The organism is Pseudoalteromonas luteoviolacea, from assembly GCF_021654285.1.
Classification (GTDB): domain Bacteria; phylum Pseudomonadota; class Gammaproteobacteria; order Enterobacterales; family Alteromonadaceae; genus Pseudoalteromonas; species Pseudoalteromonas luteoviolacea_J.
Map to the genome: position 1 here is coordinate 262,523 of NZ_JAKFZS010000005.1, position 18,394 is coordinate 280,916.

Sequence of the window (18,394 nt, forward strand, 5' to 3'; positions counted from 1 at the left end):
TACTCTATAAAGAAAAACCATCAAGATCTGAGCTTTCTTCCACGTCGCCACTGCGCTCAATCTCTGTATCGAGACGCATTTGCTCATTCCAACGTGCTTCATCCCAGATCTCAAACTTATTTAGTAGGCCAACAAGCATTAGCTTCTTGCCTAAATTTGCATAACTGCGTAATGCAGGTGCTAATAAAATACGACCGTTTTTATCCAATTGATATTCAGTAGCATGCCCTAACAGCATTCTTTGCCACCGTCTCACTCGAGGATTTGTATTTGATAACTTTTGTAATCGGGCCTCAATGTCCTGCCATTCAGATAATGGGTATACCCAAAGACAAGGTTCATTTATCGCAATGGTACAAATAACGGTGCCCATTTCTTCAGACAGCAAGCATTCTCGATACTTAGTAGGTATCGAAAAGCGCCCTTTATCATCGAGGCTTATTAGGTTCGCGCCGCGAAACATATCGCTGCTACCTCACAAGCTAAGAAATGTACATTTTGATCCAATTTGATCCACTTTAACCCACATTCTACCACAATTGACAAGTCTAGGGCTTGACAAGCTGTTTTGTCAAGCTATGACACCTTCAGAAAGCACGCTAAAATCCAGAAAAAATCAGGGTTTCAAAGAAGTTTTAAAATCAAGTGGTAAAAAGTGGGGGCAGTGTGGAATAAAGTAAAAATTAATATTAAATTTGTCCAAAATCATCATGCTAAGAATGAAAAATACCAAGCCAAAAACTCAAATAAAAGTACGTAAAACAGATATTAATCGCAGCTTAAAATAGATAAGTCACACTGTTATTTGGTGATTTACAAAGTCGCGGTTATCATATGCATGTATTTACAAATTGAGACGTTATTATTCTTTATTCATCAATAAAACAACGTTTTTTTAGACTGATGCTCGTGCTGTCTATACCAGGGTTTCTCGCTGTACTCGCACTGTTGGTCGTTCAACGTTCAGATATTCTACATAGCAAAGAGCAAGATGCGCTATTTTTTGCGAACCAAATCGCGACTTTACAGCGCGTAAATATTACTGCTGCTCAGCAATTGCTCCAAAACCTGGCTAAGAATTCAGCACTGTTAGATACGCAACAACAAGGGTGCCCCACGTTACTAAAACATGCGCTATTAATAAATCAAGAGTTCGCCAATTTTGGCTTAGCGACACCAAGTGGAGAAGTTTTTTGCTCATTGCACCCGCTGAAAGCGCCAATCAGCATTGCTGATCGCGCATACTTTTTACAAGCAATTACGACGGGCGCATTTAGTATTGGTGAATATCAACAAGATAGAAGTGTATACACTGAAACACTCAATTTTGCGCAACCAGTTTATAAAAATGATCAATTAGAAGTGGTGATTTTTGCCGTACGTAGATTAACCAACTGGAGTGAGTCACTGTCTCACTTACCTTTGCCGATTGGTACTCGTGTTATGGTCGCTGACAATTATGCACAAATCGTTGCCGAATACCCGTACTCAAAAAAGCCTCTAGGGCGTTCAGTAAGTGATGACTGGCCAAATGATCTTCAGCTTCATACAGTGCAAACCCTTACAGATGAAAACGGCCTCCACCATGTCTATTTCAGGCTCCCTTTACAATCTCCACAATCAGAGCTCAACATTTATTTTGACTTTCCATTTGATGATGCGCTGCATGAAGTCAACAGCCAATTTTTCATGGTCACCCTACTTTTCTTATTGACAATATTCATGCTGAGCTGGCTTGCCCGAACACAATTAAACCGCACCTTGCTTGTTCCTTTAAGAAACTTTAGTCGTGCCATTGGTGCGCTCGCAAATGGTAAGGTTGAAAAATTAGAAGCCACAGACATGCCCAAAGAACTTGCAGAGCTTGCTGCGCACTTTGACCAAATGGCAGCTGTAAGACTTCACGCAGAAACAAACGCACACAATAAACACGCAGAACTAAGTACCCTTATCCAAGCACTACCTGACAATTATCTTAGGCTTAACAAAAGTGCGCAAATTTTGGATAAGCATGGTGATAGAGTCAATGGCAAAGACAAGCTGCAAGACATTTTCCCAACGCATATTAATATTCGCATCAAAGCAGCATTGGCCATGTTGCGAACTCAACCAAGCACTTACTTTGAGTATATTCACAAAGACAATAATCAACAAAAAGTCTACGAAATCCGTATCAAACGCATTGAACATAATGGTGAAGCCATACTCATTATGCGTGATATCAGCCAAAAGAAACAACAAGAAGAAGCCCTAAACCTTGCAGCCATGACATATAACAACAGTAGTGAATGCATGGTCATTACCGATGCCCAAGGTTATATTTTAGATACCAACCCCGCATTCACCAAAGTGACCGGATTTGAGCAACATGAAGTCATTGGTAAAACGACCTCAGTACTCAGTTCAGGTAAACACGATGCCAGTTTTTACGATCAACTGTGGCAATCAATTATCACCACGGGTAAGTGGCAAGGTGAGATTATCAATAAACGTAAAAATGGCGAGTTGTATACCGAGTGGCTCACCATAGATACGGTTTATGACGAACATGAAGAGCCGTATCGTCGTGTGGGGATCTTTGCAGACATCACAGACAAAAAACAAAAAGATGAGCAGCTTTGGCGACAAAGTCATTTTGATGAGCTGACAGACCTGCCTAATCGTACCAGTTTAAAGAAACAACTAATTACGTTATTTGGTTTAACCAATCACGCGTTCGCCGTTTTATTACTAGACATAGATCATTTTAAAGACATCAACGATACATTAGGCCACTATTATGGCGATTTACTGCTAAAGCAAATTGCCAAGCGTTTAAAAAAGCAAACCGAAGCAAGCGCGCGATTAACCCGTATTGGCGGTGATGAATTTGTCTTGATCTACGATCGCTGCGCAGATCGCCATGCTGCCACGCACTTTGCACAACAAGTACTTGATGCACTTAAAGACCCATTTACGTTAGAAGATGAGGTGTGCCATATTGCCGCCAGTATTGGTATTGCCTTGGCACCGGAAGATGGTGAAAACACAGAGCAATTACTTAAAGCAGCCGATCAAGCCATGTATAAGGCCAAGCAATTGGGTAGAAATGGCTTTACGCTATTTAATACCGAACTTAGAGAGCAAGCTGAGCAACGTATATTGTTACTCAAGGACATGCGCCATGCATTAACGCAAAATCAATTTGAAATGTATTTTCAACCGATTGTCTCGATGCAAACAAAACAAATCACCAAAGCAGAAGCGCTGATCCGTTGGCAGCATCCGGATAAAGGCATGATCAGCCCTGCTGAGTTTATTCCTTTGGCAGAAGAAACTCAGCTGATCCACCAGCTAGGTGAACTAGCTTTTGATCAAGCAGTGCATGTACTTCAGCAAACTCGAGATTTAAATCAACCAATACAGCTGAGTATCAACGTCTCACCCATTCAATTTAGTGCCAAGCACACCACTTTACTGGCGTGGCAACAGCAACTTGCCAAACATCAATTGACGCCAGATATGTTAGTGCTCGAAATCACCGAAGGTTTAATGATGCAAGGGGAAGGGCGTAGTCAAAAACGCTTAACCAAGCTTATTCAGCAAGGGTTTGCTATTGCTTTAGATGATTTTGGTACAGGCTATTCGTCACTTGCATATCTGAAGCAAATGGATACTGAGTTCATAAAAATAGATAAGCGCTTTGTGGATGGCATAGAGCACAACCAAAATGACCTCGTATTATGTGAAACCATGATCTTAATGGCACATCAACTCGGGTTAAAAGTCATTGCTGAAGGGATTGAGAGCGCTACGCAGCATGAGCTGTTAAAGCAAGCGGGTTGTGATTTTGGCCAAGGTTATTTTTACAGTAAACCGCTGCCAAAAGCTGACTTTATTGACTATCTCACAGCCCAAGGACATTAAACAAAAAAAGCCATCAACTTGGATGGCTTTAGTCGTTTGGGTTGAATATGTTACTCGTTGACACCTAGGGCGGTCATCATCTTATTGGCAATATCGACATGATGTTGAAGTGTTGAAAATTGCTGAGTGACACCTGCAGGTCCAAATGCGTAAACTGGTACAGGTGCAGCAGTGTGCGTGCCTGTCCCCCACACTACATTTTGCTGTGTTGCGACAACGCGCGCAATCTTACCTGTAAAGTCTTCCGTTCCATACACATAAAAATCCGAAAAATCCTCAAAATGCGGCAATGGGTGGCCATCGTCATTTGTTTCATGAGACTCGTGAATCGTTGCGGCTTGCTCAAGCGTGACTGTATATGGCGTATGCTTAGTAATGGCCGTTTGCCACTGCTCTGCACTGCTATTCGCAAAGTTGTAACTGCCATCTACATCACCCATGATGTCGTAGAACGTGCCTTCCTGGTTGTAAAGCGTATCGAGTAGACTTAATGCACCAAAATTAAATTTTGGTTTATACAGAGCATCACCCATTCCATCACCTGGTAATGCAACCGCCTCTGGCGTATTGTGATTTGAATAACTAAAACCAAAACTCCCCGTCTCGTGGTCAGCGGTTACAACTACTAACGTATCGTTGCGGTCTTTAACCCACTCATGAACAGCTTCAACTGCTTCATCAAATTTAAGTAATTCATTTAGCATCCAGCCTGCGTCATTCGCGTGGCCAGCCCAATCAATTTGACCCCCTTCGATCATCAAGAAGAAGCCGTCTTCATCTTTAGATAACACATCAAGCGCTTTGACTGTCATCTCTTTTAATGAAGGCTGCGTACAGCTGTTGTCCTGCTGACATTTTCTGTATGCAATACCATCAGCCATACCCGAGTTTGCAAATAAACCCAATAACTTATCGCCTTCTACATCCATCAATTGGGTTTTATCAAATGCCAATGCATAGCCGTGTTGATCTTTTGCTTCAACAACTAGGTTCTCATTGTCACTACGCTTAGACTTTTTATAAACGCCGCTGGGCATCCCAAGCTCGGCAAGCTGCTTTTGAACCGCTTCATTTGATGCAACATCTTGCGGTAAGAAAACACGTGCTCCACCCGAAAGCATCACGTCTACATTACCAGATGAAATAAGCTCTTCAGCAATTTTGTCTTCATAAGAGCGGTGCGGTTGGTGTGAAGCAAAAGCAGCAGGTGTCGCATGTGTAATACGAGTATCTGACACCAACCCAGTTGCTTTGCCCATCGCTTTCGCTTGTTCTAAGATGGTCGCAACTTTATTGCCCTGAGTATCTAAGCCTATCATTTCAGAGCCTGCTGAAATACCTGTTGCCAGTTGAGTTGCAGAGCAAGCGGAGTCAGTTACCAAACTACCTGATGGTCCATGTGGTGCATTCAGAGACAAGCCCATATGGCCAGCATTCGCGAATTTAGACAGTGCAGTCTGGTTATTTTTATTTTTGTATACTGAGTTAGGTGCGCGTTGAGCGTACTCCTCAAGTAAACCGACTTGCTGAGGACCCATGCCATCACCGATCATGAGAATGATATTTTTCACCGAGGTAACGGGTGTCGGCGCGACTTCCTTTATCACCTCAACCTCTTTAATGACCTCTATTTCTTTTATCACCTCGACTTCTTTAATCACTTCAAGGTTTTTTGGCACTTCCTTTATAATTTCAACTTCCTTAATCACTTCCGTCGGTACTTCTTTTATGACCTCAACTTCTTTGATGACTTCGACTGTTTTTGTATCATCTCCATTACAACCACTGAGCAAAGCGGCAGATACCGCAAGCGCGATGAACTTCATTTTCATTGTTTGTTCCTAAAATTTATTCAATTGTGAGCAGCGGCAAGTCTACGGTCAAAAAATGACTTTTTTATTTCAAAAATACGTCACATTGATGACGCTTCTATTTGTTATAAATGATTGAAATTAAATTATTAAGAATTATAAACACACTACCTAGTGCAAAATAGAAAACAGTTAAACGCATTTTTTACAGTGATTAAAAATAGCTGCCAACACGACCGCTTGATAGCGCCAAATTCGAAAATAGAAAAAAGAAAAGTATAAAAATTGGAAACGTTAACTGCGACACAATTAAAAAAGCCGCGACACTTTTTGGTATCACGGCTTTAAACTGTTAAATACCAGTAAATTTATTCAAACTCAATGGTCACAACCTGCTTGAGACTGTATCCATTGTTGTTATCGTAAACGACATAGCTAAATGAATCACTTGCGCCATTTGCGCTACCATTTGGCGTATAGGTAAATTCGCCTGAATACTCATTGATGACCACCTCACCATAAGCTGGCGCATCAGCGAGCCCAAATGTGATACCTGATCCACCTGGAAGCTTGCCTACAAACGAAGCATACTCCGTCGTGGTAAACTTTACATCCAGACCATGATTGACTTCAGCCGCACCAAAAATAGTGCCGTTGTATCTATCGACTGCTTTATTCTTATGGGCTTCCTGTTCAAAGTCATAATATATCAACATGTCTTGTTCACAGCCCAACACCATGTCATCTTTACACACGGTGAGCTCATCTTCAGACAAAGCGCGCGTCCATATAGCGACATCGTCAATGTGACCTTTAAAGGTGTTTGAGGTCGTATTTGTATGGCTATATGCTCCTATACGAAGTGGTTTATGGTTGCTCAAGTTACGTTTATTACCTAAGCCGTTACCAGAACTGGCGACTTCATTGCCGTTAATATACAACCTCACCTTGCCACCTTCCCAATCGGCGACCACTGCAACATGATACCAACGACCCGTTTTAAACGAGCCTGCCGCGTAGGTCTTCTTGCCGTCATTGACAGCATCATGGTGATATTGCAATTTATTAGCGCTGTTAACACTTAAGCTCCAGCCTTTGTAACCCGGGGCTGCAGAGATTTTTTTCGCAAAAATATTACGGTTTGACCCATTTGAACCTGGCTCTAAATAGATCCACGCTGAGGCCGTAAAGTTGTCACCAGCAAAATCTATCGAACCGTCACTGGCATCAGCAATCTCGATATAATCTCCATTGCCATCAAGTGTTAAGTACGAGTCGTATTTTTCTAACGTTGGCTCGTTAACTAACGTCATGGTACTTTGACCCACCAGATCGGCTACTTGAGCATCAACCACCGTATCGAAATTGTAATAAGACACAAGCCTTGAATCATTTAACGACGCACTTAATGCACGATTAGCCGCAATCGTCTGTTGAGGTAGCGCTTGGTTCCAAATGCGGATCTCATCAATTTGACCATTTAGCTTTTTGCTTACACCATCGTTGCCTGAACCCCATACAAAATACACATTACTTGAGTCAGCAGCGTCTACTTCAGAGATGATCAATTCACCATCTAAATACACGGATAGCTGCTGTGTCGGCTGATCATAGCTGATGGCATAGTGTTGCCATTGACCAACATTAATTGTTTCTGTCGATTTAAATGTGCTGTTCGTTGCTTTAATACGTAAGCGACCATCAGAGAATATTCTGATTGCAGCTTTTGACTTGTTGTCGCTTTCGGTAAAGGTTATTAAGTTTGAATTATCATCGGGATTCAATGCATTCACTTTCACCCAAGCTTCAATTGTATAAGAGCTATTCGGATTGAAGCCTGTATTCAGAGTTTGAACCATGCTCTGATCCGTGCCGTCAAAGACAATAGATTGACCGAAACCGTTCATAATTGATAGATCTTTGTGGAACGGGCTTTCTACATAGGCCCACTCAGAACATACAGGGCTGCCAAGATCTGTGCCATCATCAGGTGTCACACAAAATGCCACATAGTTATCAATATCGTCTAATGACAAGGTATACGATTGATAAAGCTCACCCTCAATCACTTGTGCATCAGTCTCATTACCAGTTGCAGAGCGATACCATTGGAAACGTGTCGCTTCTTCGATATCCCCATCTGGATCCGAGTAAGCATAAGTCGCAGATACTGTCGATTTACCAATAAACTCACCCGTTACTGTGACATCCGAGGCAACAGGCACATTATTATTGTAAGACAATACCGGCTCGCCGCACACGCCATTGGTATTACATAAGTCAAACGACAGGTGTGTTGTATATGAGTTGTCTGCAAGGGTAACTTCTGTTGGACCACCAAAATCCGTATCAGAGAACTCGAACACCCACTCACTGTCCATCATTGGACCATAAGAGCCTTTCTCGTACTGTATGCCTTGCTTACCCATGAAGTAAGTTTGTGCATCAGTACATACAGCTTCTTGCACGTTGTAAGAAAACTCTAAGAATTTAAACGGCATTTTATATGATGCTTTCATCTTACTGTTGTTCACAAACTTAGATTCAACATCCACCGTTAATGTCGCGTCGATCATGCCATCGTTATTAACGTCATGCGTAAGCTCAGGCGTGAATACGATGTCGTCTTCTGGGTCAAAATAAATTTCTGTGCCATCTTCTAACACTAAAATTGCTGAAGGTTCAACGTTCAACTCAAAGTCTTGGAATAAATCCAACGTAATACTCACAAAAGTATCTAAGGTGCTGAACTTATAACTACGATATAAATCTTCGCCCACTGGAGCATAAAAATCGTCAATACATTGTTCAGAGGTCCCCTCGACCGCTTCCATGCCAGCTTTAGCATGCCATTTGGTCCAGTTTGACCCCCAGTATACTTCTTCAGATACCCAATCTATTAAGTCATGACCAGCAAGGAAGCGTAGTTTATCTACTTCTAAGTTAATGGCTTTCTCAACGGCTTTTCTAGCGGTGGGCTTTATGTCCGCAGCTAACGTATCGCGAGTTAGGTTTTTGATATACAGCGCAATCTCTTCGTCTGTCGTTTCAGCACGAATGAAAGGTGTGATCGATGCCAATGGATCTGAGTGATTTGTGCTGATGATTTCAAACCCATCAGTCGCACCTAGGTGAGCATAAACCACATCGACAAGGTAGTCGCCGTCAACCATGCTGGTGTCGTACGTCAGGTTTGAACTCACTTGTCTTGCGTGCGCAATAGTCGTTGCTAGCGATAACTCATAGTGGTGTTCTGCAATGAGGGTAGCAATTTCGTCATCCGTCAGCTCACGAGTTAAATCGTAAACTTCAACACCGTCTTCTAATTCGTAGCACGCAGCTCGATTAAGCGCATTGGCACAGTTGTCACCATAAATACCAAATGACTCTGAACCAACAGTTTTTTCATATGAGCCGTACTCTATTTCAGTTTTATCGTTTAGCTTTTCAAAAACATCTGATTGATATTGTACTAATAGATCTTCAATAATTAATTCCGCAGAAACTTGCACCCCAGGCGATGACGCCATGAAGTTAGCGTTTGAATCTACTTTAAATTGCGTAGTTAGATTAACTGGTTGACCCACTTGAATCTCATCAGGGTACTTCAAGTCCATTGTGAGTGGAATATCAGCTTCAACCCAACCGCCAAATAAATCTAAACCACCAACGTAATGAATTTTACCGTGTGCTAAAACTCTGAAGATAGTTGCTTCAGATGGAGTTTCAGTCTCCGGAATATCCCACGTCATTTTAGTTTCAGTTGACGCCCAATCAGGTGAACTCATACCGAGTAATTCAAGCACGGTATTGTTACCCCAATAGCTGCCTTCACCACTTGCGTCACCGGAAAAGCTAATGGTCATGGCTTCCATGTCTAATACATCAACGGTAATGTTTGCCACATCCGTTGTATTGTATTGGTCATAAACGATAACTTCTAAGTTGTACGTTGCAGTGTTCTCAAAGTCTAATCGAGAAATGTCAGGACTGATGCTCAATACACCCGTTTGTGCATTTAGCACTAAGTCACCATCTGTGTTGCCACTTAGAATTTGAAAGGTAACAAAATCGCCGACATCATTAGGGTCAGCCAAAATAGTACCAATCTCAGTACCGCTTGCAGAAGCTTCACTCACAGTGAAAGATTGTGCTTCAATAGTCGGTGTATTGTTAACCGCAATACTCACACCATCTTGCACTAACATGGTTGCAGCACCGACTGTAAACACTTTATAAGTGATATTGTCGATAACTTGCGTTGTGCCTGAATCAACCCACTGGTTGTTCGCCGCACCAATGTAGTCATCATCATCACCTAAAATGCGCAAGTTTGAGTTGCTGCTGACACTTTTATTCAGTGTGATTGAGTTTGCACCTGAACCTCGAATATCAAACACTTCTACGTTACGAACGCGAGATGCTTGCGCTGCGAGATTGAGGTTAATACCTGCCCCATCAAAGATTAACGTATCTGTATTACCGCCCCCATCGATACGGGTAAACGTATTATCAGAAATATAAATGGTATCTTCACCGGGACCTGCATACACCGCATCAGCCCCCCCATTGGTGCGAATAACATCATCACCGGTTCCAGTTGCGATATTATCTGCCGTTGCTGCACCTGCGACTGTATCGTCACCCACAGTGCCCCAAAGTGTCACCAAATTACCGTCGCCGTTTAATACATACACTGCACCGGTATTGCCTAAATTGTTTTTATCAGCAGAAGGCGTACCAAATTGAATATCTTTGATACCGTCGCCATTGATGTCACCGGCGCTGGCGATGAACTGACCTAACTGCTCGCCCCCGTTACCTTCAGAGTAGAAACCTTGTTTTGTCTCAATGATTTCGCTTAAGTAAACAGGATCTGTACCTGCACGCCCATACACGGCATACACACGACCTTTGTTATCTTCTGCAAACGGGTCGCCAATAATGATATCGTCAAAACCATCTCCATTTAAGTCGCCTGCCCCACCTATGGAGCCCAAAATAACCTGCAAATCACTGTGATCGATGTTGGACGCATCGTTATGAATAACAAAACCACCGTTGCCTTGTGCAATATCCGCTAAGTTAATTTCATCGGCGACATTTATACCACCGAATAAAATATATGCACGCGGATGATCAATGGCAGAGCAACACCCTGTATCTGTCAGTAACAAGGCGATGTCGTCAACACCATCGGCATTCACGTCACCTACGTGAGAAGTGGTAAAGGAAGGCAGTGTATTTAAACTTGCACGGCCAAAGTTAAAACCATAGTTGCCGCTTGCTTCAGGGATGATTTTAATGCCATTTCCACTCGATTTGATGCTGTTGTACTTAATTGATTCACCACCAATACGGCCGTACGCCACATAACTGGTGCCGGATGTATCAACATACAAACCGTGGCTCACGATAAAGTCCGTTAAGCCGTCACTGTTAAAATCACCGGAGGGCAATACTTGTGCACCATAGTGCCATCCACTGAATAACCGTCTGCTTGGGCGAGTGATCGCAAAACCTTGTGTGTTGTAGTCTGTCGCAACATTGGCTAACTGAACCACGTTATTGTCTTTTTTACCGTAAACAACATAGGCCAAGTTAGGATCTGCGGTACCATCTTCTAGCAAGTCTCTTAATTCAAATGAACCAGTCCCAGCTAAAAAACGCGTGACTGTTTCTCCGATAACAATGTCACCGAGACCATCACCATTCACATCGCCGACAACTAACGTACCACCAACATAGTCTTCAGTGTAAGCACCATGAATAGCAAAACCGTAATCGCTCCCGCCAGCATTCATATCAGACAATGGAACATAGTTAGTACCAGTTTTACCAAATACAACATACGCTGAACCAGAGTAGTCGCCATTGGTCCCCGCGTAAGGCGCACCAACTACTACATCTGATAATCCGTCACCGTTAATATCAACGCCTCCAGCAACAGCAAAACCTGCGTTGTCGCCAGACTCAGCTCCCATGATCCCAAAGCCACGAGTACCACCGATCACTTCCGTTAGGGATGGGAATGTGCCCGTTGCATCACTGAAAAGAACGTAAGCTGCACCATTATCTTCGTACATAAAGGTGCCATCATTTCGATAAACATCTGCTTGAGGAGAGCCGACAATGATATCGTCAAAACCGTCACCGTTTACATCCCCTGCTGGGGCTACTGACCAACCAGCCCAGTCATCCGCTGCTAGACCATCAATGGATTGCGCATTGTTGTTCAAAGAATCATTAATGTCAGTAACATTAATCGTAACTAGCGTGTCATAATCATTACCCGCGCCATCTGTTGCACGAACTGTCAATGAATACTGGTTATTACCTAGCTCAAAATCTAATTGCGTTTGATCAGCAACTTTAATGTCACCTTTGATTGCATCAATTGAAAACACACCCGCATCGTTACCAGAGACGATTTCATAGCTATAGTGTTCCAGTGGTATATCCCAACGACCCGCCTCAAAGATTTGATAATGCAGTTCAAACTCACCAAAGCGATTTGGTACCACACTTTCGTTATCGCCATGCAAATATCCTTGCAGCATCATAGGCGCAACGAAATTGAAGCGTACCGCCGCATCAACAATGTCTTTGTCGATCCCGACCGCTTGAACGAATACAACTGGGTTATTATAAGATTTCGAAAAAGTGATTGAAAATGGCGCATCACTGCCTGAATCAGCGACTTTGATGACGCCCGTTTCACCCACAATCGCCAAGCTTTCTGTAAATAAAAAGCCAGAGCCTTGCAGTGCGAAGACATTGACGTTTTCAGCTGCATGGGCGTCATCATCTATGTTATCAATGTGCACTTTCACACGGTTTGCAGAGACTTCATCAATCGCCACACCGCTTTGAGATGTGCCATTGTAGGATGCTAAGGAGGTTAAAATCGTTGGGGTTTCTGTAATAGGCGCACTCAATGCGTGACCATGCACCTGATGTGTCACTGTAGTGCCTGTACTTGAAACTTCAAATGGCTTGTCATTCCAAAGCGCTGAGATGGGCTCAGCAAATGCTATCCAGCCAAGCGTTTCGCCCTCACCGGTATTGGTAAAGCTTTGAATAACACTGGTGCCTTTTTTATCAAGCTCAGATTCAAGTACGGCCTCAAAGCCCTGCGCACTCACGTTATCTAAGCGGTGGCGCATCAACAATCTATTGTTGTTTTTGCTCGTGAGACCAGAGTAAGAGTAAGTACTGACTTCATACTCTACTGCATAGCCACTATTGGATTGGATCTGACCAAAAACAATCGGCGCTTGTGTAAAACTTGAGGCAAATGAGATGGGCTCAAAAGCTTCACCATTGGTTACCCAGTTTTTAATGTCCGTTTTACCGACTTCCAAGCGCACCGTTTTATCAGATACGCCATCAACAAAACTCACCCGACCTATGGTGGTGTTCGTTTTGGTATTTTCATCAACATGTATTGTTAATGGTGCCATGGCGGCCTGCGCACTATTGGGGGCAGTCGCCCCCAAAGTCAGCAAGGCTAGGCACAGTTGAGTCCGCATCATAATATTAATACCCCCTATTAATTTACAGATACAGTTCAATTTAGGGTTTATGACATGCAATTGTGCCAAGAATATGGAATGGATTAAAATATGCGCAAAACATCATTATTTAAAATATAAAAACAGTAAAAGTATGAGAAGTAAAACAGCTAAATACCTTAATGACGAAATGAGGCAGCACCTTTAAATATCTGAAAAGCAAACAAGAAGAACGTAAAAGCGAAAACTCAAGTTTGGAATGAATTGATTGCAAGCGTGGTATTTATAAAGTGGAATTTGAGTGCAGCTGTGTGCACAGAAATGAAAAGTAGTGCTTTTAAGATTAGAAAGCCGCTTGAAGACTCAAGCGGCTACTAAAATTAGTGAGTCGGCCTATAAGCCGGGTTCTGTCCCTCTTGCGAGGTGATAATCATTCGTCTAGGCCTAAAATCGCTCTTAGGCTCAAGCAACCTACCCGGTTCCGATGTGGGCCACACCATAAGGAACCCTATTTGGTCTTGCTCCGGGTGGAGTTTACCTTGCAACCGACTGTTACCAGCGGCCCGGTGCGCTCTTACCGCACCCTTTCACCCTTACCAACCGAGGTTGGCGGTCTTCTCTCTGCTGCACTTGTCGTGGGCTTTCACCCCCCAGCCGTTAGCTGGCACCCTGCCCTGTGGAGCCCGGACTTTCCTCCCCTTGATCATTTTCGTCACAAGCAGCGATTATCCGGCCAACTCGCGGCGCATTATACCTGTTTCTAGCCTAAAGCACAGCGGATTTTTTGCTATTCTTCTCTTTGTGCAATAATCGCTTTGTATAAAGCATTCTTTTTAAGACCAAAATACTCTGCAGCCACACCGCAGGCTTTTTTTAGCGGCATTTCATCTTCCAAAAGCGAAATTAACTTTTGTGCTTCAGGCGTGATTGCCGCAGTTTCTTTGCCCTTACCCGGTAAGATAAGTACCAATTCACCGCGCTGACGCTCTGGCTCATCCGTTAAAAACGCAATTAGCTCAGACACTTCACCGCTAAAAAACGTTTCATATGTCTTGGTGAGTTCTTTGGCAAACACCACTTGCTGCTGTTCTCCAAGCGCGCTGGCAAGATCATCCAGACTCGCCATAATGCGATGCGTGCTTTCATACATAATGCTGGTGATCCCAGACTCAAACGCCTCTTTGAAAAACTGCTGTCTTGCTTGGCTTTTTGCTGGCGTAAAGCCAATAAATTGAAACTTATCGGTTGGCAATCCCGAGCAGCTCACCGCAGCAATCGCAGCACACGCGCCTGGGACCGGTGTCACTTTTGCGCCAGCTTCTCGGCACAAATTCACCACAGCATAACCGGGATCGCTGATCAAAGGAGTGCCTGCATCAGAGACCAACGCAATATCTTTGCCTTCATTCAACCAATCTAATATTTGTTGGGCTTTTTGTTTTTCGTTATGATCATGCAAAGCAAAGGTTTTTGCTTTAATATTAAAGTGACTCAATAGTTTGCCTGTATGGCGTGTATCTTCTGCTGCAATAAGATCTACGTCAGCTAAGGTTTTCAGCGCCCGTTCACTAATGTCATCTAAATTGCCAATTGGTGTAGCAACGATGTGCAGGGTGCCAATTTTGTCTAAGGTGTCAGCTTTTGTCATTGAGCTCTCCAAGATCAGTCAGTAAGATATTCACATACAAGGTGATGAGTGAAGGTATACGCGTGCAACTGAAAAAAATAAGTCTAATAGTGGCTGTATTGTCCGGTTTATCGGCCTGTGGCACAACCCCTAAAAACGTACAACCAGCAACAAATCCGCAGACTCAAGCACCAACCGTGCAATCGACTGAGAATATGGATGCAAGTACACTGTATGCACTTGCACTCTCAAAGCATGGCGCAAATAGAATACAAGTACTTTACGGTGCACGAGAAGCTGCGATCAACGAGCGCAATTGGCCTATGCTGGAGCAGATCTGCTTTGAGTTAGAATCAAAAGCCAGCGTCGATCATGTACAAAATAAGCTCTATATTGCCTTTGCACAAAAGGAGCAAGGAAAGTATGAAAGCGCACACACTATCTTAACGAATATCAGTGATCAGCTTACCCTTGCAGAGCACAAAGGGTGGCATCAATACCTCAAAGGCAGTATTTTTGCCTCTCAGAGCTTACCCAAAAAAGCCCTCGTTCATTACTTTAAAAGCGCGGATACCGCGCAACAAAACAAACTCAACATCACCGGCTTAAATCAAGATATATGGACGGCATTACAGCAACTATCATCCTATGCCCTAGAGCGTTTTGATCGTGGTTCAGTCATTCAACAAGGTTGGGTAAAGCTCGCTAAATATCATCAAGTATATTTAGGCTCCACGGTGCAATTACACCAAGCAATGAACAACTGGCAAAGACGCTATAAAAACCACCCTGGTGGTTTTATTATCCCCAATGAGGTGAAATCCACTATCAACCTTGCGCCTTACCAAGCAACTAAGTTAGCCATTTTACTGCCTCAATCAGGAAGCAGTGAACGCCTAGGATCGGCATTAAAAAATGGTTTTTTGGCCGCCATGGATAAGAGTCAAATTGAAGAAGTTTACTTTATTGACGAAATGGACAGCGCGGAGCTTATAGAACGAGAATTACAAAAAAGCCAAGCCGACTTTGTCATTGGCCCGCTCTTGAAAAGCAATATTGTTAAGGTTAAATCAAGTCCATTTATCGCTCAGTCTGCAGCTATTTTTCTCAATGAGGTAAACCCAGATGAAGCACAACGGATCCATACTGAACACTATTACTTCGCGCTAAACCCTGAGCATGAAGTCGAGCAAGCCATGGTGCACTTTTTAGCAAAAGGCTTCCAAAAACCCATGTTGCTCGCGCCCAATACCCCCTCAGGGCAGCGCTTAATTGCGCATTTCAATACTCAATGGCAAAACTTCAGCAAAACCCAACCTGAAGCCGGGTTTTATAGTAATAGCGAAGATATGGTCGAAGTGATCACTGAGCTACTGGAAGTGGATCGCTCTAAAGCCCGAATAAAAGAGGTCAAAAGCCTATTTCGCAGTGAAGTAGAAAGTGAAACACGATCAAGACGAGATATCGATGCGATCTACATTCTTGGGGACGCCATTGAGACACGATTACTCAAGCCATATTTAGATGTTAACGTCAGTACATTTGCAGAGCGTATCCCACTGTACGCAAGCTCTCGGAGTTATAGTAAGCAAATTGATAAAACAGACAAAGGGGATTTAGAAGGGCTCTACTTTACTGAGCTGCCATGGATGCTCCCCGACGTTGTGAATCAACGAAACTTGCGAGACACGTATTCGAGACTCTGGCCGGAGCAAGCAGATATTGAGCAACGCTTATTTGCCATGGCCCATGATGCGCTCAACTTAATCCCTGAGCTCAAGCAATTAAGTAGAATACCAGGCAAAGAGTTTGATGGATTAACCGGCGCACTCAGTATCAAAGAAGCCAATCAGATACATAGAAAGCTAAGCTGGGGTCAATACCATAAAAACAGCATTCGACTAGTAAGTCTAGATGAGAGACCGCCTACGCCGTTATTTATGCAACAAGTAGAGTAAATACAAGCAATCACATTACACTTAGCCTCAAAGGATAACAATATGCTAAAAGGGATTTTTAACAGCACCAGGGAAAAAGGGTCGTACTTTGAAGAGGTTGCGGAGCACTATCTGCAAAAGCAAGGGTTGACACCAATAGCTCGTAATTACTTGTGTCGACATGGAGAAATTGATTTAATCATGAAAGATGCCCACACTTGGGTATTTGTTGAAGTGAAATACCGTAAAAGCCTTAAATTTGGCGGCGCACTCAATACACTTTCACAACAAAAACAGCAACGTTTAAGGCGTAGCATATATCAATACATGCAAGATTTTACTTTGCATAATATAGCGCTGCGCGTAGACTTTGTTGCAATACAGGGGAATTCCCCACATGCGATACATTGGATAAAGAACGTTTTTTAATATGCAAGAATCAATCAAAGCCATCTTTACCGAAAGTATTCAAGCGCAAATAGCAGCGGGAGAGGCACTGCCTGAGCAGCTGGAAACAGCTGCCTATGTTATCTCTCAAACATTGATCAATGGTAATAAGTTGATCTGCTGTGGTGAGCCAAGCAGCCATATGCTTGCTGAACACTTTGCCAGTTTACTTATCAATTTTTATGAAACTGAGCGACCATGTTTGCCAGCACTGACATTGAGTCAAGCCAGTATTAACCTCAGCGGACAATCAATGAGTACGCAAACTGAGTTATTTTCCCGTCAAATAAGAGCAATCGCCCAAGAAGGTGATTTACTTTTTGCCATTGCACTTAACGGCAATGAAAAAGAAGTCATAAGCGCTGTTGAATCTGCATTGACCAAAGATCTTAAAGTCATCGCGCTGACAGGTAACGATGGTGGAGAATTAACTGGTTTGTTAGGCCCAAGTGATGTTGAGATCAGGGTACCTAGTAAACGCGCCAGTCGAATTTTAGAGTCTCACATGTTCACAGTGCATTGCTTAAGCCAACTTATTGACAATATTTTATTCCCTCAGGATGCCTAATATGCTGTTAAAACCCATCTTGTTAATTGCTGTTTTGTCTCTACTTCAAGGCTGTGCAGCGGCGGTCGTCGCCGGGACTGCAGGCGCGGTATCGGCAGCAAATGACCGACGCACTATCGGCTCACAAATAGACGACAATAGCATAGAAATTAAAGCGACGATTGAGCTTAAAAAAATTCAAAGACTAGCAAAGCATGCCAACATCAATGTTGTGAGCGTCAATGGCACTGTTTTATTGACAGGACAAGTGGCCAATATAGAGATGAAAACGCAAGCGCATAACGCGGTGAAATCGGTGATTGGTGTCAAAAAGCTCTTCAATCAAATTCGCATTGGCAGCAATATAGGCCTGTCGACCAAAGGTCACGATACATGGCTGACTTCAAAAGTGAAAACACAGCTGCTGGCAAATGATAACGTCAATGGCACCAATATTAAGGTTGTGACAGAAAACGCCGAAGTCTTTTTAATGGGAATGGTCGCCCCTGCTGAAGCAGAAAAAGCAGTCGAAATCGCACGTAACATCCATGGAGTGGAAAAAGTCATTAAGGCTTTTGAATACCTGTAGTGAGCTCAAACATAAA

Annotated in this window: 9 protein-coding genes and 1 other RNA gene; 5 read left to right on the top strand and 5 right to left on the bottom strand. The window is 43.1% G+C overall.

Annotated elements, in window-relative coordinates:
- Positions 1-4: 4 nt before the first annotated feature.
- The gene (mraZ, locus tag L1077_RS06610) at positions 5-463 is read right to left on the bottom strand and encodes a division/cell wall cluster transcriptional repressor MraZ (protein WP_063361403.1); all 459 of its coding nucleotides are present in this window, start codon (positions 461-463) and stop codon (positions 5-7) included.
- Between the two features lie 440 nt (positions 464-903).
- Between mraZ and L1077_RS06615 the strand changes: the two genes are divergently transcribed.
- Positions 904-3,906 carry a bifunctional diguanylate cyclase/phosphodiesterase gene (locus L1077_RS06615; protein ID WP_237136103.1) on the top strand — a complete coding sequence of 1,001 codons (3,003 nt, stop codon included), beginning with the start codon at positions 904-906 and terminating at the stop codon, positions 3,904-3,906.
- Between the two features lie 50 nt (positions 3,907-3,956).
- Here L1077_RS06615 and L1077_RS06620 read toward each other — a convergent pair whose 3' ends face one another.
- From L1077_RS06620 to rsmI, 4 genes are all read right to left on the bottom strand, one after another.
- Positions 3,957-5,738 (bottom strand): alkaline phosphatase, encoded by a 1,782-nt coding sequence (locus tag L1077_RS06620; protein WP_237136104.1) that lies wholly within the window; start codon positions 5,736-5,738, stop codon positions 3,957-3,959.
- A 347-nt stretch (positions 5,739-6,085) separates the two neighbouring features.
- Positions 6,086-13,252: a LamG-like jellyroll fold domain-containing protein gene (locus L1077_RS06625; RefSeq protein WP_237136105.1), complete on the bottom strand. Its 7,167-nt coding sequence runs from the start codon at positions 13,250-13,252 to the stop codon at positions 6,086-6,088.
- Between the two features lie 359 nt (positions 13,253-13,611).
- An RNA gene (gene rnpB / locus L1077_RS06630) (RNase P RNA component class A) lies at positions 13,612-13,972 on the bottom strand.
- A gap of 46 nt (positions 13,973-14,018) precedes the next feature.
- On the bottom strand, positions 14,019-14,879 hold the full coding sequence (rsmI, locus tag L1077_RS06635; protein WP_237136106.1) for a 16S rRNA (cytidine(1402)-2'-O)-methyltransferase: 861 nt from the start codon (positions 14,877-14,879) through the stop codon (positions 14,019-14,021).
- Positions 14,880-14,941: 62 nt separating this feature from the next.
- Here rsmI and L1077_RS06640 point away from each other — a divergent pair, with 62 nt between their 5' ends.
- From L1077_RS06640 to dolP, 4 genes are read left to right on the top strand one after another with little or no spacing between them, the layout of a single operon-like run.
- A complete protein-coding gene (locus L1077_RS06640; protein WP_237136107.1) occupies positions 14,942-16,816 on the top strand; it encodes a penicillin-binding protein activator in 1,875 nt (624 codons plus the stop codon).
- 42 nt (positions 16,817-16,858) lie between these two features.
- Positions 16,859-17,224, top strand: a complete 366-nt coding sequence (locus L1077_RS06645) for a YraN family protein (protein WP_237136108.1) — start codon at positions 16,859-16,861, stop codon at positions 17,222-17,224.
- A gap of 1 nt (position 17,225) precedes the next feature.
- On the top strand, positions 17,226-17,810 hold the full coding sequence (locus L1077_RS06650; protein ID WP_237136109.1) for an SIS domain-containing protein: 585 nt from the start codon (positions 17,226-17,228) through the stop codon (positions 17,808-17,810).
- Between the two features lies 1 nt (position 17,811).
- The gene (dolP, locus tag L1077_RS06655; RefSeq protein WP_237136110.1) at positions 17,812-18,378 is read left to right on the top strand and encodes a division/outer membrane stress-associated lipid-binding lipoprotein; all 567 of its coding nucleotides are present in this window, start codon (positions 17,812-17,814) and stop codon (positions 18,376-18,378) included.
- Positions 18,379-18,394 lie beyond the last annotated feature (16 nt).

What these genes read in the sequence shown, in the direction of transcription:
- rsmI (WP_237136106.1), bottom strand. Translation starts at nt 14,879, where the DNA reads ATGACAAAAGCTGACACCTTAGACAAAATTGGCACCCTGCACATCGTT.
- L1077_RS06625 (WP_237136105.1), bottom strand. Translation starts at nt 13,252, where the DNA reads ATGATGCGGACTCAACTGTGCCTAGCCTTGCTGACTTTGGGGGCGACT.
- L1077_RS06615 (WP_237136103.1), top strand. Translation starts at nt 904, where the DNA reads ATGCTCGTGCTGTCTATACCAGGGTTTCTCGCTGTACTCGCACTGTTG.
- dolP (WP_237136110.1), top strand. Translation starts at nt 17,812, where the DNA reads ATGCTGTTAAAACCCATCTTGTTAATTGCTGTTTTGTCTCTACTTCAA.
- L1077_RS06650 (WP_237136109.1), top strand. Translation starts at nt 17,226, where the DNA reads ATGCAAGAATCAATCAAAGCCATCTTTACCGAAAGTATTCAAGCGCAA.
- mraZ (WP_063361403.1), bottom strand. Translation starts at nt 463, where the DNA reads ATGTTTCGCGGCGCGAACCTAATAAGCCTCGATGATAAAGGGCGCTTT.
- L1077_RS06645 (WP_237136108.1), top strand. Translation starts at nt 16,859, where the DNA reads ATGCTAAAAGGGATTTTTAACAGCACCAGGGAAAAAGGGTCGTACTTT.
- L1077_RS06620 (WP_237136104.1), bottom strand. Translation starts at nt 5,738, where the DNA reads ATGAAAATGAAGTTCATCGCGCTTGCGGTATCTGCCGCTTTGCTCAGT.